The 21,685-nt window shown below is 56.2% G+C and carries 16 protein-coding genes; 5 read left to right on the top strand and 11 right to left on the bottom strand.

Going from position 1 to position 21,685, the window contains the following annotated elements; genetic code table 11:
* Window positions 1–190 (top strand): hypothetical protein (locus AAFH99_RS06075; RefSeq protein ID WP_406828945.1); only part of this gene is annotated, 190 nt, incomplete at its 5' end.
* A 450-nt stretch (window positions 191–640) separates the two neighbouring features.
* On the opposite strand, the gene pssA is transcribed toward AAFH99_RS06075, so the two are convergent.
* The 4 genes from pssA to AAFH99_RS06055 form a co-directional block, all read right to left on the bottom strand.
* Entirely contained in the window at window positions 641–1,585 is a 945-nt protein-coding gene (pssA, locus tag AAFH99_RS06070; protein ID WP_406828944.1) for a CDP-diacylglycerol--serine O-phosphatidyltransferase, read from the bottom strand.
* Window positions 1,586–1,711: 126 nt separating this feature from the next.
* Window positions 1,712–2,737, bottom strand: a complete 1,026-nt coding sequence (gene ilvC, locus AAFH99_RS06065) for a ketol-acid reductoisomerase (protein ID WP_043320883.1) — start codon at window positions 2,735–2,737, stop codon at window positions 1,712–1,714.
* A gap of 78 nt (window positions 2,738–2,815) precedes the next feature.
* Window positions 2,816–3,307, bottom strand: coding sequence for an acetolactate synthase small subunit (ilvN, locus tag AAFH99_RS06060; protein WP_043320882.1), 492 nt, complete (start codon window positions 3,305–3,307; stop codon window positions 2,816–2,818).
* 15 nt (window positions 3,308–3,322) lie between these two features.
* On the bottom strand, window positions 3,323–5,059 hold the full coding sequence (locus AAFH99_RS06055; RefSeq protein WP_043320990.1) for an acetolactate synthase 3 large subunit: 1,737 nt from the start codon (window positions 5,057–5,059) through the stop codon (window positions 3,323–3,325).
* A 530-nt stretch (window positions 5,060–5,589) separates the two neighbouring features.
* Here AAFH99_RS06055 and AAFH99_RS06050 point away from each other — a divergent pair.
* Window positions 5,590–6,075, top strand: coding sequence for a DUF4124 domain-containing protein (locus AAFH99_RS06050; RefSeq protein ID WP_406828943.1), 486 nt, complete (start codon window positions 5,590–5,592; stop codon window positions 6,073–6,075).
* A 54-nt stretch (window positions 6,076–6,129) separates the two neighbouring features.
* Here AAFH99_RS06050 and AAFH99_RS06045 read toward each other — a convergent pair whose 3' ends face one another.
* The 5 genes from AAFH99_RS06045 to rluD form a co-directional block, all read right to left on the bottom strand.
* Entirely contained in the window at window positions 6,130–9,225 is a 3,096-nt protein-coding gene (locus tag AAFH99_RS06045; RefSeq protein WP_406828942.1) for an efflux RND transporter permease subunit, read from the bottom strand.
* Between the two features lie 29 nt (window positions 9,226–9,254).
* The gene (locus AAFH99_RS06040) at window positions 9,255–10,448 is read right to left on the bottom strand and encodes an efflux RND transporter periplasmic adaptor subunit (RefSeq protein ID WP_406828941.1); all 1,194 of its coding nucleotides are present in this window, start codon (window positions 10,446–10,448) and stop codon (window positions 9,255–9,257) included.
* Between the two features lie 46 nt (window positions 10,449–10,494).
* The gene (clpB, locus tag AAFH99_RS06035; protein WP_406828940.1) at window positions 10,495–13,104 is read right to left on the bottom strand and encodes an ATP-dependent chaperone ClpB; all 2,610 of its coding nucleotides are present in this window, start codon (window positions 13,102–13,104) and stop codon (window positions 10,495–10,497) included.
* A gap of 287 nt (window positions 13,105–13,391) precedes the next feature.
* The gene (gene pgeF, locus AAFH99_RS06030) at window positions 13,392–14,153 is read right to left on the bottom strand and encodes a peptidoglycan editing factor PgeF (protein WP_406828939.1); all 762 of its coding nucleotides are present in this window, start codon (window positions 14,151–14,153) and stop codon (window positions 13,392–13,394) included.
* A gap of 43 nt (window positions 14,154–14,196) precedes the next feature.
* Window positions 14,197–15,162 (bottom strand): 23S rRNA pseudouridine(1911/1915/1917) synthase RluD, encoded by a 966-nt coding sequence (gene rluD / locus AAFH99_RS06025; protein ID WP_406828938.1) that lies wholly within the window; start codon window positions 15,160–15,162, stop codon window positions 14,197–14,199.
* A 166-nt stretch (window positions 15,163–15,328) separates the two neighbouring features.
* Between rluD and AAFH99_RS06020 the strand changes: the two genes are divergently transcribed.
* On the top strand, window positions 15,329–16,276 hold the full coding sequence (locus tag AAFH99_RS06020) for an outer membrane protein assembly factor BamD (RefSeq protein WP_051687413.1): 948 nt from the start codon (window positions 15,329–15,331) through the stop codon (window positions 16,274–16,276).
* 91 nt (window positions 16,277–16,367) lie between these two features.
* Here the strand turns inward: AAFH99_RS06020 and AAFH99_RS06015 are convergent, their stop codons facing one another.
* Complete coding sequence (locus AAFH99_RS06015) at window positions 16,368–17,996, bottom strand: NAD+ synthase (protein ID WP_406828937.1); 1,629 nt, start codon at window positions 17,994–17,996, stop codon at window positions 16,368–16,370.
* Between the two features lie 114 nt (window positions 17,997–18,110).
* Here AAFH99_RS06015 and AAFH99_RS06010 point away from each other — a divergent pair, with 114 nt between their 5' ends.
* Window positions 18,111–19,763, top strand: coding sequence for a PAS domain-containing sensor histidine kinase (locus AAFH99_RS06010; RefSeq protein WP_081848223.1), 1,653 nt, complete (start codon window positions 18,111–18,113; stop codon window positions 19,761–19,763).
* Window positions 19,764–19,803: 40 nt separating this feature from the next.
* Window positions 19,804–21,216, top strand: coding sequence for a sigma-54 dependent transcriptional regulator (locus AAFH99_RS06005; RefSeq protein ID WP_043320866.1), 1,413 nt, complete (start codon window positions 19,804–19,806; stop codon window positions 21,214–21,216).
* Window positions 21,217–21,259: 43 nt separating this feature from the next.
* Here AAFH99_RS06005 and AAFH99_RS06000 read toward each other — a convergent pair whose 3' ends face one another.
* Complete coding sequence (locus tag AAFH99_RS06000) at window positions 21,260–21,676, bottom strand: type IV pilin protein (protein ID WP_051687412.1); 417 nt, start codon at window positions 21,674–21,676, stop codon at window positions 21,260–21,262.
* Window positions 21,677–21,685 lie beyond the last annotated feature (9 nt).

Below are 21,685 nucleotides of genomic sequence, written 5' to 3'. Positions count from 1 at the left end.
CACATCCAATCTGCTGAAGCAAGTGCTTTTTGCAGACTTCTTTGAAGCGCGAAACCGTTATAAATCAACGCTTTCCGACACCTCGATCACCCTTCCGGCGACCCCGAGAAGGACGCGCATTATATGGCGCCAATCTCGTTTGGCAAGCTCTTTTTCAAAGCTTTTTTCAGGACTGGGAATCGGCGATTGATCGACTTGATTCTCAGCACTGGAGGACTGCCTGGAGCCCTGCCGAAGTGGCGCACATTATAGCGATCACCTCGAGTCTGGCAAGATATTTCTGAAATCCTTATTAAGGGAAAACCTTATGAAAATCAGACACTTAAACCATGTCCCGCCGCCGTTTGCGTTGCCACTCAAGCAGCGAGGGCGCGAACTATACGGGCGCCCCCCAACGTACGCAAGCACTTTGTGAAAGATTTTTTCAGCCACCCAGAATTCACGGGATCCGATGAATTTGAGCGAACAAAATCCCGGGCTCAGTAGAGTAGCCAGTCACTTTTGCGCAAGGGATCTAATGAGCTTAGTGTGGGAGGGCAGAACTGCCAAATAATTTAAGAAGAAATACTGGCCAATCCGCCTCTCATCGGCAGACCGAGCCAGGTGACGCGCGCAAGCACCACCCGACCGTAAACCAGAATCAGCTCCGCTTGTTTTCCTTGGGCGCACCTTCTACAGAAGCGACATCGTGATTCGTCGCCTCGTCAGAATCGTGCCCCTCGGAAACCACTTCACTTTGCGCGGATTCCCGGGCGCTATCAGCAACGGCCATTTTACGACGCTCGCTCAAGGCGCCCCACGCCCAGAGAACTGGCCCGGAGAAGGTATAGATAATCGCAATTACCAACAGCACACGCGGGGGGTCAATAGTCACCAGACTGAAGATCAAAATAATCGCCAGCATCATCACAAATGGCACCCGCCCCTTGAAGTCGAGCTTCTTGAAGCTGGTATAGTGAAAGTTGGACACCATCAGCAGCCCGGCAGCAGCAGTGACCAGAGCGGCAATAATGGCCAGTCCGGTTCCCACTTCCGCTTCGTGACCCGCCCAGACCATACTGGCGACGATCGCTGCTGCTGTGGGGCTCGCCAGCCCAATAAACACCCCCTTATCAACCGTATCCACCTGAGTGTTAAAACGTGCGAGCCGCAGCGCGGCGCAGGCTGTATACAGAAAGGCCGCCGCCCAACCCAGCTTACCCAAAGGCCCTAATCCCCAACTGAACACGACCAGCGCAGGTGCCAACCCGAAGGAGACCATGTCGGACAGGGAGTCATACTGCACCCCAAAAGCACTCTGGGTATCAGTCAATCTGGCGACGCGACCGTCCAGCCCGTCGAGAATCATCGCCGCAAATATCGCAATGGCGGCTGCCTCAAAATTGCCGCCCATTCCGGCAATGATGGCGTAGAAACCACTGAACAGGGCGCCAGTGGTGATCAGGTTAGGCAACAGATAAACGCCTTTTGCGCGTACCTTTTTACCATTGGGCGAAACCTCTTCCTCCACATGCTCATCGACTGGCAGGCGGATTTCTTCATCGGATCCCAACCCTTTGGGCTGAGTGCCCCTGTTATCGCTCATACAGGCTTCCTTAAAAGCACAACTTGATTATCTCCCTGGCAGTGTACAGTGACGGAGCGGCAAAAAAAAAGCGGCGGGACCGCGAAGTCCCGCCGCTTTGTGATCGAAAGCTGCTAATCGATAGAATTAACTGTTGCCTTCGGTCTTGTCGATGATTTTGTTCGCCTTGATCCAGGGCATCATGGAACGCAGCTTGGCGCCCACTTCTTCGATCGGGTGCTCACCGCCAATACGACGCTCCGCTTTCAGGCGCGGCTGGCCGGCGAGGGATTCCAGCATGAAGTCTTTGGCGAACTTACCGGTCTGAATATCTTTCAGTACACGCTTCATTTCCGCCTTGGTCTCTTCGGTCACAATGCGCGGGCCGGTTACGTAGTCACCGTACTCTGCCGTATTGGAGATAGAGTAGCGCATGTCCGCGATACCACCCTGATACATCAGGTCGACGATCAGCTTCAGTTCGTGCAGACACTCGAAGTACGCCATTTCCGGCGCGTAGCCCGCTTCGGTGAGGGTTTCGAAGCCCGCCTGCACCAGCGCGGATACACCACCACACAGTACCGCCTGCTCACCGAACAGGTCGGTCTCGGTCTCTTCGCGGAAGTTGGTTTCGATAATGCCGGAGCGACCACCGCCGTTTGCAGAAGCGTAGGACAGAGCCAGCTCTTTGGCGCTACCGGAAGCGTTCTGGTAGATCGCGATCAGAGTCGGAACGCCGCCGCCTTCCAGGTAGGTAGAGCGCACAGTGTGGCCCGGGCCTTTCGGGGCGATCATGATGACGTCAACATCTTTCGGCGGCTCGATCAGCTCGAAGTGCACGTTGAAGCCGTGGGCGAATGCCAGGGCAGCACCGGCCTTCAGGTTCGGCGCCACCTGCTCCCGGTATACGCCAGCCTGGTATTCGTCCGGAGTCAGGATCATCACCACATCAGCATCTTTCACCGCGTCGGCAACTTCCGCTACACGCAGGCCCGCCTTCTCTGCTTTTGCCCAAGAGGCGGAACCTTTACGCAGACCAACCACAACGTTGCTCACACCAGAGTCCTTCAGGTTATTGGCATGGGCGTGGCCCTGGGAGCCGTAACCGATGATGGCTACAGTCTTGGACTTGATCAAAGAGAGGTCACAATCTTTATCGTAGTAAACTTGCATAACTTACTTCCTGCTTAGTGTGCGTTGAATTTCAACCCGGGATCGGACCCGGGAAATTCCTGTTTCAAAATTTGACGCTCAAATACTGAGAATTTTCTCACCGCGGGCAATCCCGCTCACCCCGGAACGGACCACTTCCATAATGGTGTGTTCGCCCAGCGCCTGTAGGAAAGCGTCGAGTTTTTCACTGGTACCTGACACCTGTACCGTGTACATGTTGCTGGTGACATCAACTATCTGGCCGCGAAATATATCCACGCTGCGCTTGACTTCATCGCGCTGCGCACCGGTCGCACGGACCTTTACCAGCAGAAGCTCGCGCTCAATGTGGGATCCTTCTGTCAGATCCACCAGCTTTACCACATCGATCAACTTGTTCAGATTCTTGGTGATCTGTTCAATCTTGTGGTCATCCCCGATAGTTGTCAGGGTAAGACGCGACAAGGTCGCATCCTCGGTTGGCGCTACCGTCAGGCTCTCAATGTTGTAGCCTCGCTGGGAAAACAGGCCAACCACCCGCGACAGTGCACCGGGTTCGTTCTCCATCAGAACTGAAATGATTCTGCGCATCCTGTTTACCTCCCTTTATGTCCGTTCCGTCTTGCTGAGCCACATATCCCGCATGGAGCCATTTGGCATGACCTGCATGGGGTAGACGTGCTCAGACGGGTCGACATAAACATCGATAAACACGGTGCGATCTTTGATCGCGAAAGCCTCGGCCAACTTGCCGTGGAGCTCGTCGCGATGCTCGATCTTCATTCCAAGGTGCCCGTAGGCTTCCGCCAGCTTGATAAAGTCCGGCAGGGACTCTTCATACACGCTGTTGGACAGACGCCCCTCGTACTGCATTTCCTGCCACTGCTTGACCATACCCAGGGCCTGGTTATTCAGACACAGGATTTTTACCGGAAGGTTGTACTGGGTTGCTGTAGACAGCTCCTGAATACACATCTGGATACTGCCTTCCCCGGTCACGCAGACGACCTCCGCATCCGGATGTGCCGCCTTCACCCCCAGTGCCGCCGGCAGGCCAAAGCCCATGGTGCCGAGCCCACCGGAGTTGATCCAGCGACGGGGCTTGTCGAACAGGTAGTACTGAGCGGCGAACATCTGGTGCTGACCCACATCGGAAGTAACGTAGGCATCCCCATTGGTAATCTGATGCACCGCACTGATCACTTCCTGCGGCATCAGCATATCGCCATCTGTCCGATAGCGCGGCGCCGTATAAAGCCCATGGCGCTCTCGCCAGTCGTCGATCTGCCGCCACCAGTCCACAATCGCGGACTGATCCGGCATCTCCTTTGATGCTTTGAGCATTTCCAGCATTTCTTTCAGCACCGACTGGACGGTACCAACGATCGGCACATCGGCGGTGATGGTTTTGGAAATGGAGGCGGGATCCACGTCGATATGGATCACCTTGGCACCCGGGCAGAACTTATTGGGCGTATTGGTGACACGATCATCGAAGCGCGCACCCACCGCAAGAATCACATCCGCATGATGCATCGCGGTGTTGGCCTCAAATGTACCGTGCATACCCAGCATGCCAAGGAACCGTTTATCGGTTCCCGGGTAGGCGCCCAACCCCATCAGAGTGTTGGTCACCGGGAAATTCAACCGCTGCGCCAGTTCGGTCAGCAGCTCAGAACCATCCCCCTGCACCACGCCACCACCGGCATAGATGACCGGGCGCTTGGCAGACAGCAATAGTGCTACCGCCTTGCGAATCTGACCGGTATGACCTTTGCCCGCAGGGGTATAAGAGCGCATGCGCAGCTTTTCCGGATAGGCGTAAGGGTAACGGTCAACCGGGTTGGTTACATCCTTGGGAATATCAATTACCACCGGGCCGGGACGACCAGTGGAGGCGATATAAAACGCCTTCTTGACCACCTCGGGAATTTCTTCCGCTTTTTTAACCAGAAAACTGTGCTTCACGATCGGGCGTGAACAGCCGACCATGTCAGTTTCCTGGAAAGCGTCTTCACCGATTTTGTCCGACGGTACCTGACCAGAGATCACAACCATCGGAATCGAGTCCATATAAGCGGTGGCAATACCGGTGATGGCATTGGTGGCACCGGGGCCGGAGGTCACTAGCACCACGCCGGTCTTGCCGGTTGCCCGGGCATAACCATCTGCAGAGTGGGTTGCACCCTGTTCGTGGCGCACCAACAGGTGCTTGATGCCCTTCTGACGAAAGATCGCATCGTATATATGCAGCGCCGAACCGCCGGGGTAACCGAATATCAGTTCTACCCCTTCATCCTGCAGCGCGCGAACCAACATATCGCCGCCGGAGAGTAATTCCACTTGAGCCCCCTCAATAATTCCCATTTGTTAGGATCCGCATCATCCACAAACCACAGAATAGCCGGGTGGCGCGAAAGCCAGACGGCGATTCTAAAGGAAAAGCGTGATAAATATCAGCCTTAAACGCAGAATTAGCCCGTTTTTTAGGATAACTTCACGGCAATGCCAAAACTGCGCGGAACCCGACCGGTCGCGGAACCGGGGTGCGGGCCCCAAAGGCCTCCAGATGGGGAGGACCTCCTCGGCAGGAGGTAGTGGGTGCTTAACCCACTGGGGAGAGAGTGCGGGCCGCGGGGTGTTGCGGTGACATCTACTTCGCCGAGTGAGGTCCAAATTGTCCAGTTTGAATTGCCAGTGTCAACCAGAGCGTGGCCGTCAATCACAAATTCGCCAACTGCGCCGCCATACACACCACGCCCGAGCACGCCCCACCACACAAACTGTTAACTGGGTTGCGAGATACCCAGTGCCCCCCGTTACAATGCAGAACCAATGACCGGTAAAAACAACACAGTAAAAGGCGGCTCTTCATGCGCATTCTGATAGCAACCCTCACTTTTTCCTTGGGTCTGATGGCATCCGCTCACGCCGATGGCATCTACAAGTGGGTGGATGAGAACGGTGTGGTGCACTTTGGGTCCCAACCGCCCAAGAAAGAACAGGTGGAGGTCGTCAAGGCACCAAAGTCGGAACGCTACCGCCAGTGGCAAACTGAGCAGCAGGCTCTGGTGGCCGATCAGCAACTTGCCACTGCAGCCAAGCCCGATGAGGCTATGGCTGAGGCAGCACCAGCTCAGGCCAGCCAGGATGCGCAACGGGAACAGCAGCGACTCAATGAGGCAGAGGTCGCCGCCCGAGCTCAGCGGTGCCAAAGTGCTCAGCAACGGCTCCAGGAGCTGAACTCACACGCACGAGTACGCGAGGTGGACGCCAACGGCAACTACCGGGTACTGCCCGAAGAGGAGCGTCAGCAGCGTATTCAACAAACCCGCCAGGTTCTGCAGAACAACTGCTGATGCTCCCCGGAGCCGATAGATCGCCTGAAGCACGGCCCAACCAGGCAATCGCGTTTACGATGCGGCGCCACTCTGCTGGCTACGCATCTGTTCGCCGCCGTTGTTCCCGTAGTCCCTTCCTAGCAATAAATACATCGCCGGTACCACAAACAGAGTAAACAGGGTTCCAATAGTCATCCCCGATGCCACCACCAACCCCATCGCGAATCGCGCCCCACCACCCGGGCCTGCGGCCAACAACAACGGCACCATAGCGAGCACCAGGGAAGCGGTCGTCATCAGGATCGGGCGCAGACGGATACTGGATGCCTGCTCAATCGCCTCCCGTTTGCCTTTTCCCTCCAGTTGCAACTGGTTGGCGAACTCCACGATCAGAATACCGTGCTTGGAAATTACGCCAATGAGAGTAACCAGCCCCACCTGCGTATAAATATTCAGAGTTGTAAGCCCGAGGCTGACAAAAATCATCGCTCCGCACACACTCATCGGCACAGTCACCAGCATAATCAATGGATCGCGCCAGGACTCAAACTGCGCCGCGAGCACCAGATATATCACTACCAGTGCAAAAAAGAAGGTAAGCACCAGGTCAGAGCCTTCGTTTTTAAACTGCCGCGACTGCCCTGAGTAATCAATGGAATATTCCCGTGGCAAAATTTCCTGCGCGGCGCTCTCCAACACACCCAGCGCCTCCCCCAACGGCACGCCGGGGCGCGGGACACCGGAAATAGTGACCGCATTTAACTGCTGAAAACGCTTAAGCTGCTGCGGCTCCACGGTTTCCTCGAGACGTACCAGTGTGGAGAGCGGCACCAGGCTGCCATCGCCAGCGCGAATGTAATACTGCTTCAACTGCTCACCGGTCAGACGGTCTACTCGTACCACCTGCGGAATCACCTTATAGCTGCGGTTCTCCAGTGAGAACCGGTTGGTGTAGGCGCCGGACATCATTGCCCCCAACTCCCGCGCCAGATCCGCCATGGTGATGCCAATAGATGCCGCCTTATCCCGGTCGATTACTACCGACAGCCGCGGCTTATCCAGCTTCAGGTCAGCGTCGAGAAAAATAAATCGCCGACTGCCCAGTGCGCGCTCCATAATTTCATCGGCAAAGCCAGCCAGCGTAGAAATGGGCTCCGTTGTGCCGATCACAAACTCCACCGGTAGAGTGCCGCCAGCGGTGGGCAGACTCGGCGGTACAAAGGTGGCAACCTTGAGACCGGCGATCTCAGACACCTCACCACTTATGACCTCCTGCATCTCCTGAGTATTTTTGTCGCGCTTGTTCCAGGACGACAGCACAAAACCGGCAATCGCGCTATTGGGGCTGTTGCTGGCACCACCAACACCGTTTAGCAGGAAAAGGTTTTCAACCTCCGGATGGCGGTCACGCACCTGGTTAATCTGGCGTGTGTACTGTTCCATGTAATCCAGTGTGGCGTAGGCATCGCCACTGGCAATACCCAGCACAAAACCTCGATCCTCTTTGGGCTCCAGCTCACTGGGCGAGGTGATAAACAGGAAGTAACAACTGCACAGCACGATCAACCCAAACACCAGGATCACCAGCCGCTCATCTAGCGCTCCATGCAGTCGCCGCCGATAAGCAGACTCAAGCCGGCCCAATTGTTTTTCCAGCCAGACTTCGAAGCGATTACTGCGCTGGCCATCTTCAGCGCGCAGCACCTTTGCCGCCATCATCGGCGAAAGCGTGAGTGCAACCACACCCGACAACAACACCGCACCCGCGAGGGAAAAGGCGAACTCGACAAACAGTGTCCCGGTGAGGCCACCAAGAAACCCAATAGGCAGATAGACCGCAATCAGCGTGGTGGTCATCGCTACAATGGGCCAGGCAAGCTCGCGGGCTCCTTTTAATGCCGCATCCTCTGGTGCCATTCCGTCCTCGATATGGCGGTGCACGTTTTCCAGCACGATAATCGCGTCATCCACTACGATGCCAATGGCCAGCACCATTGCCAGCAGGGTCAGCAGATTGATGGAGAACCCCATCAGCAACATCAGGAACAAGGCGCCCACCATGGAGAGCGGCACTGCCACCGCGGGAATGATGACGCTGCGAATAGAGCCAAGAAACAGATAGATCACTACGATAACGATCAATACTGCTTCGACGATGGTTTTTACCACCTCATTGATGGAGTCCTGAATGTACTCGGTACTGTCGTAGGGAACCTCTCCCAGCATCCCTTCGGGTAATTGCGGAAAAATTTCATTGTCCAGCTTGTCCCGTACTTTCGCGATCACTTCCAGAGCGTTTGCATCCGGAGCCACCTCGACCGCCACAAACGTTGCCGAGCGCCCATTGAAGGTCACCGAGGTCTCATAGGATTCAGACCCCAACTCCACATCCGCAACGTCTTCCAGGCGTACCAGCTGATCACCATCGGCACGTACTACCAGACGACGGAATGCCTGCTCGGAGGCGATATCTGTATCGGCCCGTATATCCATGGCAACCCGCGTTCCCTTGGTACTGCCCACCGCGGCAAGAACGTTGTTCAGACGCAGAGCACTACTGACATCACTCGGGGTCACCTCCTGAGCAGCCATTTCCGCCGGCTTGAGCCAGATGCGCATGGCAAAGGTTCGGTTGCCCAGTAGGGCCGCCCGCTGTACCCCGGCAACCGTAGATAATTTGGGCTGGACCACACGGGTTATGTAATCAGTGATCTGGTTGTTATCCAGAATTTCCGATGAGAAGGACAGGTACATGGCGGCGATGGTTTCGCCAACGGCAAGATCGACCGTCGGATCTTCCGACTCATCCGGAAGCTCATCTCGCAACTTGTTTACCTTCGCGGCAACCTGGGTAAGAACTTCACTGGGATCGTAGTCAAGCCGCACATAAGCCTGAATAACGGAAATACCCTGGATACTGGTGGATACTATGTAATCCAGGCCATCGGCACTGGCGATTTCCTGCTCAAGCGGTGTAGTAATAAACCCCTGCACCAGATCCGCGTCCGCACCCACATACACCGTACTGATGGTGATGACGGCATTTTCCAGCTCCGGGTATTGACGCACGTTGAGCTCTGAGGTTGATCGCAGCCCAAGTAGAAATATAAACAGGCTGACGACACAGGCCAGAACCGGTTTACGAATGAAGATATCGGTAAAATACACTCGGCGTCCCTGCCGACAGGCTTCGCCTGTTAACTGTTTTCCGGGTCCGGAGCGATTTGCTCCGGTGGTGGATTGTCGTTGTTAATGATTACCCCACCTTCATTGCGCAACTTCAACAGGCCACTGGTGGCCACCTGTTCGCCGGCTTCTACACCCTCGGTTATTTCGATCAGGTCGCCACGCTCCTCACCGGTCTTTACAAAGCGCTTTATCGCGATCCATTCCGCAGGTTTTGCATTGCCCCGGCCCATCATTTTCTTGTCGCTGCCACCGGTCGCCGGCTTCCCCTTGGACTTTCGAATCACAAATACGGAATTTCCATACGGCGCATAGCTGATGGCGGTACGGGGCACCACCAGAACATTGCGGAAATTCTCCAGCTGTACCGCAACGTCCGCAAACATGCCTGGGCGCAATTGTCGCTGGGGATTATCCAGCGTGGCCTGTAATTGGAAGGTACGATTGCTCGGATCAATCGCTGGATCGATTGCGGTAATCCGGCCGTGAAATTTTTGCGCGGGGAGCGCTGCCGCAGTGAGCTCGACGCTCTGCCCCTCGCTTACCCGGGTAAAATCCTGCTCGGACAGCGAAAAGTCTACATAGATTGGATGCAGTTGTTGCAGAGATACCACAGCATCACCGGGCGCGACACTCTGCCCGAGGTCCACCTGTCGGATACCGAGCTGACCGGAGAAAGGGGCGACAATGGTACGCTCGCTGATCGTCGCGCGCTGCACAAGCAGGTTCGCCAGCACCTGATCCAGGGCAGCCTGAGCCTGATCCAGTTCACGCAGGGTGGCAACGCCTTTTTCGTAGAGCTGCGATATTCGCTTAAAGTCTCTTTCTGCCAGCCGGCGCTCAGCCTCCAGTACTTCAATCTGCGCGGTTTCCGGATCGGCAGTGAGCTCTGCCAATAGCCTACCTTTTTCGACGGTTTGACCGGACTCAAAGTAAATGGCTTTGACTTCACCCTGCGCCCGCGTGGTAACGTCAACGCCATTGATGGCACGCAGGCTACCCACGGCATTCAAGCGGGTTTGCCACCGTTGGGACTGCACCCGGGTGGAGGTGACTGTGGCTGGCGGCAAAGACATGTTGTCCATAAACTGGTTCATCATGTAGTTGCCGAAAATTTTAAAACCGAAGATACCGCCAAACACGACAAGGCAGGCCAGCAGCATCCATAACATGCGCCGGTTAAATAGCTGCCTTGCCAGTGTCATACATCAGATCCATTGAACATCACCCATCCATGGGCTTACTACAAATTCATGACTTGTTGAAAACGGCTTTATCCCCTTCCAAAGTCGCATGAATGGTATCCCCGGGTACAAACTTCCCGGATAGCACGTCCTGAGCCAGCGGGTTTTCGATCCACATCTGAATAGCGCGCTTGAGTGGACGCGCGCCATACACCGGGTCAAATCCGACATCGGCAAGTTTGCCCAGCAGCTCGTCGGAAATCTCCATTTTCAGATCCCGGTCGAGCAACCGCTTGCGCAGGTTCTGCAGCTGTATCTCGGCAATGGAGCGCACTTCTGCGCGATCCAGGGGATGGAATACCACGACCTCGTCGATACGGTTGATGAACTCCGGGCGGAAGTGTTCGCCAACCACGTCCATCACCGCCGCTTTCATCTGCCGGTAGTGAATCTCCGAATCGATTTCATCGTCGTCCCGGGCGCTGGCGTATTTTTGAATAAGGTCCGAACCCAGGTTAGACGTCATCACTACCACGGTGTTGCGGAAGTCGACGGTGCGACCCTGGCCGTCGGTAAGGCGGCCGTCTTCGAGCACCTGCAACAAAATATTGAACACGTCCGGGTGGGCTTTCTCCACCTCGTCCAGCAACAGTACCGAGTAGGGTTTGCGGCGCACGGCCTCGGTGAGATAACCGCCCTCCTCATAACCCACATAGCCGGGAGGCGCACCGATCAGCCGAGCAACCGAGTGTTTCTCCATAAACTCCGACATATCCACCCGCACCATGGCGTCTTCGGTGTCGAACAGGAATTGTGCCAAGGCTTTGCACAGTTCGGTTTTGCCCACACCGGTAGGACCGAGGAACAGGAAGGAGCCATTGGGACGATTGGGGTCGGCCAGGCCGGCGCGGGAGCGACGCACCGCATTGGACACGGCCTCCACCGCTTCGTCCTGGCCGATCACTCGACCGTGCAGGGACTCTTCCATGCGCAAGAGTTTTTCGCGCTCGCCTTCGAGCATTTTGGAAACCGGGATTCCGGTCCAGCGGGATACGACTTCCGCCACTTCCTCATCGGTAACCCGGTTGCGCAGCAGCTGGTTCTCGCTGGTGTCGCTGTTGTCCGACGCCAGTTTGAGCTGTTGCTCCAGTTGCGGGATTACGCCGTACTGGATTTCCGACATACGGGTGAGGTCACCGGCGCGGCGCGCGGCGTCCATATCCAGCTTGGCCTGCTCCAGTTTGTTTTTGATGTCAGCACTACCTGCCAGTTTGGCCTTTTCCGCCTTCCAGATTTCCTCCAGGTCCGCGTACTCTTTCTCGATCTTGTCGATGTCTTCTTCGAGTTTAGCCAGCCGCTTTTTTGCGGCCTCATCATCTTTGTCTTTCTTTACCGCCTCGCGTTCGATCTTGAGCTGAATCAGGCGGCGCTCAAGCTTATCCATCTCTTCTGGTTTGGAATCAATTTCCATACGGATGCGGCTGGCGGCCTCATCAATCAGGTCGATCGCCTTGTCCGGCAACTGGCGATCGGTGATGTAGCGCTGAGAGAGCTTGGTGGCGGCGATAATCGCAGAGTCGGTAATATCGACCCCGTGATGGACTTCGTAGCGTTCTTTCAGTCCGCGCAGAATGGCGATTGTGTCTTCTTCTGACGGTTCATCCACCAGCACCTTTTGAAAGCGACGCTCCAGGGCGGCGTCTTTTTCAATGTACTGGCGGTATTCGTCCAGAGTGGTGGCGCCGACACAGTGCAGTTCGCCGCGGGCCAGCGCGGGCTTGAGCATATTGCCCGCATCCATGGCACCTTCGGCTTTGCCGGCACCGACCATGGTATGCAGCTCATCGATAAACAGGATGACGCGGCCCTCCTGCTTGGAGAGTTCGTTCAGCACCGCCTTCAGGCGCTCTTCAAACTCACCGCGGAATTTTGCCCCGGCGAGCAGGGCGCCCAGGTCCAGTGACAGCAACCGTTTGTCTTTCAGCCCTTCCGGAACCTCACCGTTAACAATACGCTGGGCCAGCCCCTCGACAATGGCGGTTTTACCCACCCCAGGCTCACCGATCAATACCGGATTGTTTTTAGTGCGACGCTGCAGAACCTGAATAGTGCGGCGAATTTCGTCATCACGACCGATGACGGGATCCAGTTTCCCGGCTTCCGCGCGCGCGGTCAGATCCAGCGTGTATTTATCCAGCGCCTGACGGGCCTCTTCGGCCTGTGGGTCGTTGACCTTTTCGTCACCACGCACTTTGGTGATGGCATCCTGGAGGTGCTTCAGATCACCGTGGGCATTGAGTATTTTCGACACTTCACCAGCAGCGGAATCAAACGCGGCCAGCAAGACAGTTTCGCTGGCAATAAAACTGTCGCCATTTTTTTGAGCTTTTTTGTCCGCCAGATTAAACAGGCGCATCAGCTCCTGGGACATACCGACGTCCCCCGTCGGCGTACCCACGGTGGGTAGGCTATCCAGGCGTTTGGCGAGGTCATTTCGCAGGCCGTTGATATTGAATCCTGCCTGGTTCAAAAATGCCGTGGCGCTGCCATTTGACTGGTCCAATAGGGCCTGAAGGAGGTGCTCGGGAAGAATCTGGTTATGGTCACGGCCAACGGCGATGGATTGCGCGTCCGCAATGGCGGCCTGCAGTGGGTTGGTCATCCGGTCGATGCGCATATGCTGATACCCTCTCCTGATCCTCTTCTGATACACGGCGCGCCCGACAGGTAATATGACGACGCGCGGAAACGCAATGACGAATACAGTCTAGTGCTGATCAGTAATTTGCGGGCAGGAGGTGGGTTTTAAAGGGGGGCAGTAATGGGATAAATAGAATTTACGTCATGCCGGACTTGATCCGGCATCCAGCTTCGTAGTGCTGGATTCAGGGTCAAGCCCGGAATGACGCTGAGATCAGGAATACGGTATGGTAGGTAAGCGCAGCGCATCCACCAAAAAGTTACCTACTCAAACCAAATAAGAGAAGCCATGCGACCGGTATTACCATCGCGGCGGTAGGAAAAGAACTCGCTCGGCTCAGTCACCGTACAGCGGTCTCCGCCAAAAACTTCCGCGACACCCAGTTCAGCCAGCTCGGCGCGCCCCAGTGCGTAAATATCTGCCAGAAAGTGCAATGGCTTTTTGCTGTGGGGCACAAAGCACTGGGCGATGGCTTCGGCGTGAGATTCGCTCAAGGCGGATTCGAAGGCCGCCTCCAGCACATCCACCCCGCACTCAAATGATTCCGGCCCGATGGCTGGGCCGAGCCAGACCAGCAGGTCCCGGGGGTCGCTTTGCATAGCGTCTATGGTTTCGCGAATAATCCCGCCGGCGAGTCCCCGCCAGCCCGCATGAATGGCGGCCACTTCAGTGCCATCGCGATTACAGATCAACAGCGGCAGGCAATCGGCGGTCAGCACCGCACATACGATGCCGGGCTCACGGGTAAAACTGGCGTCCGCAGTCAGAACTTTGCCATCCGCGCGGGCAACAACCGCCTTATCGCTGTGAATCTGCTCCAACCATTGGGGGTTGTTTGGCAAGCTCAATTCCCGCTGTAGCTGATCCCGATTTGTCGCGACCGCCTCGGGAAGGTCGCCCACATGATCTCCGAGATTGAACCCGGTGTACTCCCCTTCACTGTGCCCGCCATGACGCAGCGTGACAGCGGCGTGCACATTGGCAGGTGCAGGCCAGTCGGGTTTGAGGTAATGATCGGCTGACATCAAGAGAATCCTGTGCGTTGAAGAATAGGGTTGCACTTTGAGCTCAGAAATTATCCGCGCGGAGCAATTCAAGCAGCTGCAGCATATCGTCCGGCATTGGCGCCTGCCAGTGCATCACCTCGCCGGTTGCCGGGTGTAAGAGCGCCAGTTCTGCAGCATGCAATGCCTGTCGCGGGAACTGTTGTAAGGCTTGGATCAGTGCCTGCCCGGCCCCTGCAGGCAACTTGCTGCGCCCCCCATATAGCGGATCCCCCACCAGTGGGTGGCGGATATGTGCCATATGCACCCGGATCTGATGGGTACGACCGGTTTCCAGCTGACAGCGCACCAGAGTGTGCGCGCGAAAGCGTTCCTGTAGACGATAGTGAGTAATCGCTTCCTTTGCCCCCCCCATACCTGCGTTGGGCAATACGGCCATTTTCAGGCGATGGGTTTTATGGCGCCCCATGGGCGCATCCACGGTACCGCCGCCACTCAGGGTGCCCTGCACGACCGCGTCGTACAGGCGGCGTACGTTGCGCTCCTTGAGCTGGTCCACCAGATCGGTCTGCGCCTGCAATGTCTTGGCGACCACCATTAAGCCGCTGGTGTCCTTATCCAGCCGGTGCACGATACCGGCACGGGGAATATTCTTCTGGCCGCTGCAATGAGCCAGCAAGCCGTTCAGCAGAGTGCCATCGGGATTGCCTGCTGCGGGGTGTACCACCAGACCCGCGGGCTTGTTGATTACCAGGATGGCCGCATCCTCGTAAACGATATCCAGGGGCATCTCTTGTGCCAACCACTCCCCCTGAGGCTCCAATTCTGCGTTCAGAACCAGCAGTTCACCGCCAAACAGCTTATCTTTAGGCTTGGCGGTACGGCCATCTACAGTGAGTTGGCCGCCTTTTATCCAGGTTTGCAGGCGCGCGCGGGAATAATCAGGGATCAAATCCGCTGCGATCTGGTCAAATCTGTGCCCGGCGTACTCCGCGGGCACTTCAATTTCGAGTTGTATTTGATTGCTCATCCGAGAGGGTCTAGTGTCCTGTAACGCAATAAATGTGGTTGCCAGCAGGCTGCTTGTACTTTGGGCTGGCGGGGCGCTGTGGTTAAATAGCTGCCCTTCGGCCCCCGGTGGATTTTGGGCGGCTAGTTTAATAAGGTTGAGACGAATAATGATAGAGCGAGGGGCAATGCGGTCTTGGAACAGACAGTCCTGGAAAACCCTGTGTGTCGCGTTTTTGGCCGTCCTGGTGGCCTCATGTGCCAGCACAGACGAAGAAGAGGAAGGTCTGCCCACCGGTAACCGTACCGAACAGGCCTTCTACGAAGCCGCTCAGCGGCAGCTCAAATCCAGCCAGTGGGAGCTGGCGATCAAGAACCTGCGCGCCCTGGAAGACAACTTCCCCTTCGGCAACTACGCAGAACAGGCGCAACTGGAGCTTATTTACGCCTATTATCGCGACTATCAGAACGATGCCGCCATCTCCGCTGCGGACCGCTTTATCCGCCTGCATCCACAGCACCGCAATGTAGACTACGCCTACTATATGAAGGGCCTGGCCTCCTTCACCGAGGGCAGCGGCCTGTTTGAACGCTTCCTGCCGACGGACATGACCCGCCGTGACCCGGGCTCGGCACGGGAATCCTTTGCCTACTTCGCACAGCTGATGGCGCGCTATCCGGAGAGCCGCTATGCGCCGGATGCACAAAAGCGCATGATCCACCTGCGCAACCTGCTGGCACGCTACGAGATTCACGTGGCCAACTACTACTTCAAGCGCAATGCTTATCTGGCCTCTGCCAATCGCGGCCGCTATGTGGTGGAAAATTTCCAGCAGACTCCGGCGGTGCCGGATGCACTGGCCGTAATGGTGCAGTCTTACCACCTGCTGGAAATGCCTCAGCTTGAGGCCAGCTCCCTCGCGGTATTGCGCACCAACTACCCGGATCATCCCGCCTTCCGGGAAGATGGCTCGTTCAACTACAAGTACTACGCGGGTGCCAAGGGCCGCAATATTGCCCACCGCCTGACCCTGGGGCTGTTTGAGAAGTCGGACCCCCGAGGGTTTGACAGCCGCGAGCTGTACAATGCAGAGTTCCGGCCTGAGCAGGCGCCGCTGCCGCCTGAGCTGAATTGATCTAGCGGCACTGCCCAGTCAAAAAGCCCCCGTTACACAGGTAACGGGGGCTTTTTTGTGGCACTAACAAGCAGGCTCCTACGAATGGGCGTTAATCCCCTGCCTTCCAACCATTGGTAATTGGATAGCGGCGGTCGCGACCGAACCCCCGTTCCGAAATACGCACCCCAACCGCCGCCTGGCGGCGCTTGTACTCGTTGCGGTCCACAAGCCGCACCACGCGCATTACTGTCGCCTCGTCAAAGCCCTTGGCAATGATTGCCGCGGCGCTGTGGTCAAGATCGATATACAGTCGCAGAATCTCATCAAGGATCTCGTAGGGCGGCAGGCTGTCGGAATCCACCTGATCCGGGGCCAATTCTGCGCTGGGCTCTCGGGTGATCACCGTTTCCGGGATCACTTCGGATACCGTGTTGCGGTAGCGGGACAACGCGTATACCAGAATCTTGGGCACATCCTTCAGAGCGTTGTAGCCACCGACCATATCGCCATAGAGGGTGGCGTACCCCACGGCCATCTCGCTCTTGTTACCGGTGGTCAGAACCATGTAGCCCTTCTTGTTGGAAATGGCCATCAGCAGCATACCGCGGGCTCGGGCCTGCAGGTTTTCCTCGGTAGTGTCCCGTTCACTGCCCTCAAACTCTTTGGCGAGCGCCCCCATTGCCGCATCGAAGATTCCCTCGATACCAATCACCCGGTAGTGAATGCCGAGACGCCGGGCCTGGTCCGCGGCATCGTTCCTGGATAAGTCCGAGGTGTAACGGAATGGCATCATCACCGCTTCCACTCGGTCGGGGCCAAGGGCGTCGACCGCAATCGCCAGGGTGAGAGCGGAATCAATACCCCCAGACAGCCCCAGAACCACGCCTTTGAATCCGTTCTTGTTTACATAGTCCCGCACACCGAGTACCAGGGCCTGATAGACGGAAGCGAGATCTTCCAGCGGCTCGGCGTCATTGCCCTGAACGAGACTCACATCATTGCCATGGGCCTGTACGGTAATCGGCAGCAGACTCTCAACAAACTCCGGCGCACGGCCGCGCAGGCTACCGTCCTTATCCACCGCGAAGGATCCACCATCAAACACCAGCTCGTCCTGCCCGCCCACGGAATTGACGTAGACGATCGGCATTTTGCCCGCCTGAGCCTGCCTTCCCAGTAGCGCCAGGCGCTCCGCCGCCTTGCCGCGATGATACGGGGAGGCATTGATATTGAGCATCAACTTTGCCCCGGCGCGCTCGGCCTGCGCTACCGGTTCCGGGTGCCAGATATCCTCGCAGATGGTGATTGCAGTAGGCACCCCCTTGATATCGACCACACAGGGCTGGTCGCCGGGAATGAAGTAGCGTAACTCGTCGAAAACCTGGTAATTGGGCAACTTCTGCTTGGCGTATTCGGCAACCAGCGCGCCCCCCTGGATCAGCCCAGCCATATTCAGCACGGCACCGGCCACCAAGCGGGGATAGCCGATCAATACCGTACAGGGAAGCTCGGCACTCAGTAACTTATCCAAGGCATCGTCGATACGCTTCTGCATGCTGGGCCGTAACAAGAGATCTTCCGGTGGATATCCACACAATGTCAGCTCCGGAAACAGCACCAGATCCGCGCCGTGTTCGCGGTGCGCACGGCGGGCGACCTCGACCACCTGGTCGGCATTGCCAGGAATATCCCCCACTAGCAGATTGATTTGCGCCAGGACTAGCTGCAAAGTAGACATCTTGTTACCCCGTTAAACTAAGGCGGCTATTGTAGCCGCGCAGCCTGCGCACACAATATCTGCAGGGCTCCGGGGGCCCTGGCCCCGAAACTTTGCACACGATGAGAATAAAAAGTGAGCAGCCAGCCACTCTCCGCACCTCACACAACAAATCCGAACTCCACTACCTCAGTCGCCCCGCGGGCATTGGGAGGCCCGCAATGGAACCTGCGCCAGCGCGACCTGCTGAAGATTTATGCCTGGTATCGGGTTGTCATTGGGCTGGTTCTACTGGGGTTATTTGCCTCAGGCCTTAGCCGCGGCGCGGTGGGTACCCTGCTTCCCGCACTGTACCTGAATACCGCCATCACCTATGCGGTACTTAATGTCGCCTGGCTGATATTCCTCTACCCCAGTGGCTTTCGCACCACACCGCTACGCATTGGCAGTATTCTGGGCTGCGATATCGTCGTTTTTCTTCTACTGATCCAGGCAAGTGGTGGTCTCGACTCGGGCGTCGGCTATCTACTGTTAACCACCTGCGCAGTGGGTTCTCTGCTTCTCGACCGTCGCATGGGTGCTTTCCTCGCCGCAATAACCAGTATTGCAGTCATTGCCCAACAATTGATCGGCATTCTGTACGGGCAGGCAGATACTCAGGATATTGTGTCTGCCGGCAGTCTCGGAATCCTGCTGTTCACCTGTGTCACTGCACTTCAATACCTGTCCGCACATATTCGCCTGGCAAATGAAAAAGCCGAGAAGGAGCGCCGTCAGGCGATAAGATTGCAACGCCTGACCCAGCAAATTGTGGCGCAGATGCGCACCGGGGTAATGGTATTGAATGGCCGCGGTGAAGCGGAGCTGATCAACCGTGCCGCTCAGCAACTGCTGGGGCAACAACAACTTGATGACGGCAAGCTCAGTGAGGGGTTGCTGCGAAGCCTGGGAGAAATAAAACAACAGCCGGAAGCATCGAGCGGTATTCTTCACGGAGGCGGCCACAGCGAAATACGCGCGAGTGTGACCGCGCTGGGAAACGAAGTGAGTGACAGCAGCCTGGTTTTTCTCGAGGACCATCGCAAACTGACTCAACAGGCTCAGCAATTGAAGCTCGCATCACTCGGTCGACTGACTGGGTCTATTGCTCATGAAGTACGCAACCCTCTTAGCGCAATCAGCCATGCCGCAGAACTGCTGGGTGAATCTACATCCATCTCCGACGACGACAGAAAGCTGACAGAAATCATCGGCCGACACAGCCAGCGGGTAAATCAGATCATTGAAAACGTAATGCAGCTGTCTCGGCGCCAACCCCCCAAAACGCAACGCGTCGATCTTTGCCAGTGGGTCAGGCTGTTTCTCACTGACTACCAAAGGGAGTCAAGCACCCAGTACAGAATCACCGTACGCTGCCCGGAAACACCGATTTATGCGCGATTCGACCCAAACCAAATGGCACAGGTCGCCACAAATTTGTGTAACAACGCGGTGCGACACTCCCACAGCGCAACTGGCCACTACTATGCAGAACTGATTGTCCGCTTGCACCCGGGGCGCGAGCGCGCGCAGCTGGATTTTGTGGATATCGGCCCCGGTGTGGACGATGACCACAAAGACAGAATCTTTGAGCCATTTTTCACAACTGAAGCCACCGGTGCTGGACTGGGTCTGTATATTGCCAAAGAATTATGCGAATCTACTCGAGCGAACCTTTATTACTGTCGGGACCAGCAATCGCGCAGTTGCTTTCGCATTGAGTTCGCGAATGCAGAACAGATTTTTTAATAACCTCCTCATTGTCGATCGATAATAACGCTGAAGAAATATGACCGACCGTCAAGCCATCGCTCTGGTTGTGGACGACGAACCAGATATTTGTGAACTGATCTCCATGACACTGCAGCGCATGAACATCCGTACGGATGTCGCCATGTCAGTGACCGAAGCTCGCCGTCGCTTGCAGGAAAAGCAGTACGACTTCTGCCTGACCGATATGCGACTTCCCGATGGGGATGGGCTTGAGCTTGTGGAAGCAATTCACGACCGTCCCTTCGACCAGGCATTTCCGGTCGCGGTGATCACCGCACACGGCAATATGGATACCGCAATTGCAGCACTGAAACTAGGTGCCTTCGACTTTGTCAGCAAACCGCTAAACCTGGAACGTTTGCGATCTCTTGTCCAATTGGCACTGAGACTGGGTGAAGACCGCATACTGCAAAAGCAGGAGTTTCCCCCGCTGCTTCAAGGGCAATCTCCCGCGATCCAGACCCTTCGCGACGCCCTCAGTAAAGCAGCACGCAGCGATGCCCCGGTGCATCTGCGAGGTGAGCCAGGCGCAGGTAAAGAGCTGGCCGCACGCTGTATTCACGAGCTGGGGCCGAGAGCAAAAGAACCATTTATTCCTGTTCACTGCTCCAGCATCCCCACTGAATTTTTTGAACAGCTGCTATTCGGGGATGCCTCCATCGGAAAGAATGTGCAAGGTCTTCTACAGTCTGCCAATGGGGGCACGCTGTTTCTCGACGAAGTTACTGCACTTCCCAAAGAAATTCAGGTGAAGCTCCTACAGGTTATCGAAGAGAAGCGATTCCAACCGGTCGGAGGTGAAGCATCGCAGTCACTCAATATCCGCCTGATTAGCAGCAGCCAGAAAAATCTGGCCAATGAAACGCGCCGAGGGGAATTTCGCAGCGACCTGTATTTCCGCATCAATGTGGTCGAGCTGACTGCTCCCCCCCTCAGGGACCGGGCAGAAGACATTCCCTTATTGGCCCGCTACCTGTTGCGCCGACTTACCGAAAATTCACCGGGAAACCCACCTCGAGCAGGCCAGGACGCCATTGCGGCCCTACAGGAATATTCGTTCCCGGGAAATCTACGGCAACTGGAGAATGTCTTGGAGAAGGCGCTCGCACGCTGTGAATCCAATACCATTCGAGCCGGCGACCTAGACCTGACGGCAGAGCCGCCCGTGCCGGAACCGGAGGAAATTTCTGAACACTTTGAATTATCAGCGACATCGGCCGCAGCACCGTTGCAGCCTATTTACCCCGGGCAGTTTGATACAGCGGATTGCGATACGCTTGATGATTTCCTGCAGACGATTGAGCGCGATGCGATTGAATCCGCACTCAATGAAACCCGCTGGAACAAAACCGCAGCGGCCGAAAAACTGGGAATCAGTTTCCGCTCACTGAGATACCGGTTGAAAAAATTAGGGCTCGAAAACGAATAAACCCGGCAAAAACCGGGTTTATTCGAAAAATACGGAATGTATATTACCAGCAGTCCGCCCCGTAGGACCCACTGGCATTGCGAATCCCGGTATTAGTGAGCGTAAGACTACCGCACTTGGAGTCGGCAGCCTGAGACTTCCCCACCACCGGCGCAGCGGTCAGCGTAAAGGCCGTCGCTGTCAGTGAAGTCGCGGAAATACTATACAACCCCTCCCCCGAGCTGATGCTCCCCCCGTCCAGGGTAGTCGCAACACCACAACTTGCATGGTTATAGGCGTTATAAGTGGTAAAGCAGCGCTGTAACCGTTGCGCCACATCATTCAATGTTGCCTTAGCATCCGCGCGGTTACTTTTGCGAACCGACTCCATATAGGACGGATAGGCAATTCCCGCGATTATGCCGATGATCGCAACCACGATCATCAGCTCGATCAGAGTAAAACCCTTGTGTTTTTTCATTATCACTAT

Source organism: Microbulbifer sp. ARAS458-1, assembly GCF_045348205.1.
Classification (GTDB): Bacteria; Pseudomonadota; Gammaproteobacteria; order Pseudomonadales; family Cellvibrionaceae; genus Microbulbifer.
Note: the sequence above shows the minus strand (reverse complement) of the source record. Positions and strands in the feature narration are given on the sequence as shown.

Bases quoted from the DNA above. Each gene is read 5' to 3' on its own strand.
- pssA (WP_406828944.1), bottom strand. From the start codon at position 1,585: ATGAGCGATAACAGGGGCACTCAGCCCAAAGGGTTGGGATCCGATGAA.
- ilvC (WP_043320883.1), bottom strand. From the start codon at position 2,737: ATGCAAGTTTACTACGATAAAGATTGTGACCTCTCTTTGATCAAGTCC.
- ilvN (WP_043320882.1), bottom strand. From the start codon at position 3,307: ATGCGCAGAATCATTTCAGTTCTGATGGAGAACGAACCCGGTGCACTG.
- AAFH99_RS06050 (WP_406828943.1), top strand. From the start codon at position 5,590: ATGCGCATTCTGATAGCAACCCTCACTTTTTCCTTGGGTCTGATGGCA.
- AAFH99_RS06040 (WP_406828941.1), bottom strand. From the start codon at position 10,448: ATGACACTGGCAAGGCAGCTATTTAACCGGCGCATGTTATGGATGCTG.
- clpB (WP_406828940.1), bottom strand. From the start codon at position 13,104: ATGCGCATCGACCGGATGACCAACCCACTGCAGGCCGCCATTGCGGAC.
- pgeF (WP_406828939.1), bottom strand. From the start codon at position 14,153: ATGTCAGCCGATCATTACCTCAAACCCGACTGGCCTGCACCTGCCAAT.
- rluD (WP_406828938.1), bottom strand. From the start codon at position 15,162: ATGAGCAATCAAATACAACTCGAAATTGAAGTGCCCGCGGAGTACGCC.
- AAFH99_RS06020 (WP_051687413.1), top strand. From the start codon at position 15,329: ATGCGGTCTTGGAACAGACAGTCCTGGAAAACCCTGTGTGTCGCGTTT.
- AAFH99_RS06015 (WP_406828937.1), bottom strand. From the start codon at position 17,996: ATGTCTACTTTGCAGCTAGTCCTGGCGCAAATCAATCTGCTAGTGGGG.
- AAFH99_RS06005 (WP_043320866.1), top strand. From the start codon at position 19,804: ATGACCGACCGTCAAGCCATCGCTCTGGTTGTGGACGACGAACCAGAT.
- AAFH99_RS06000 (WP_051687412.1), bottom strand. From the start codon at position 21,676: ATGAAAAAACACAAGGGTTTTACTCTGATCGAGCTGATGATCGTGGTT.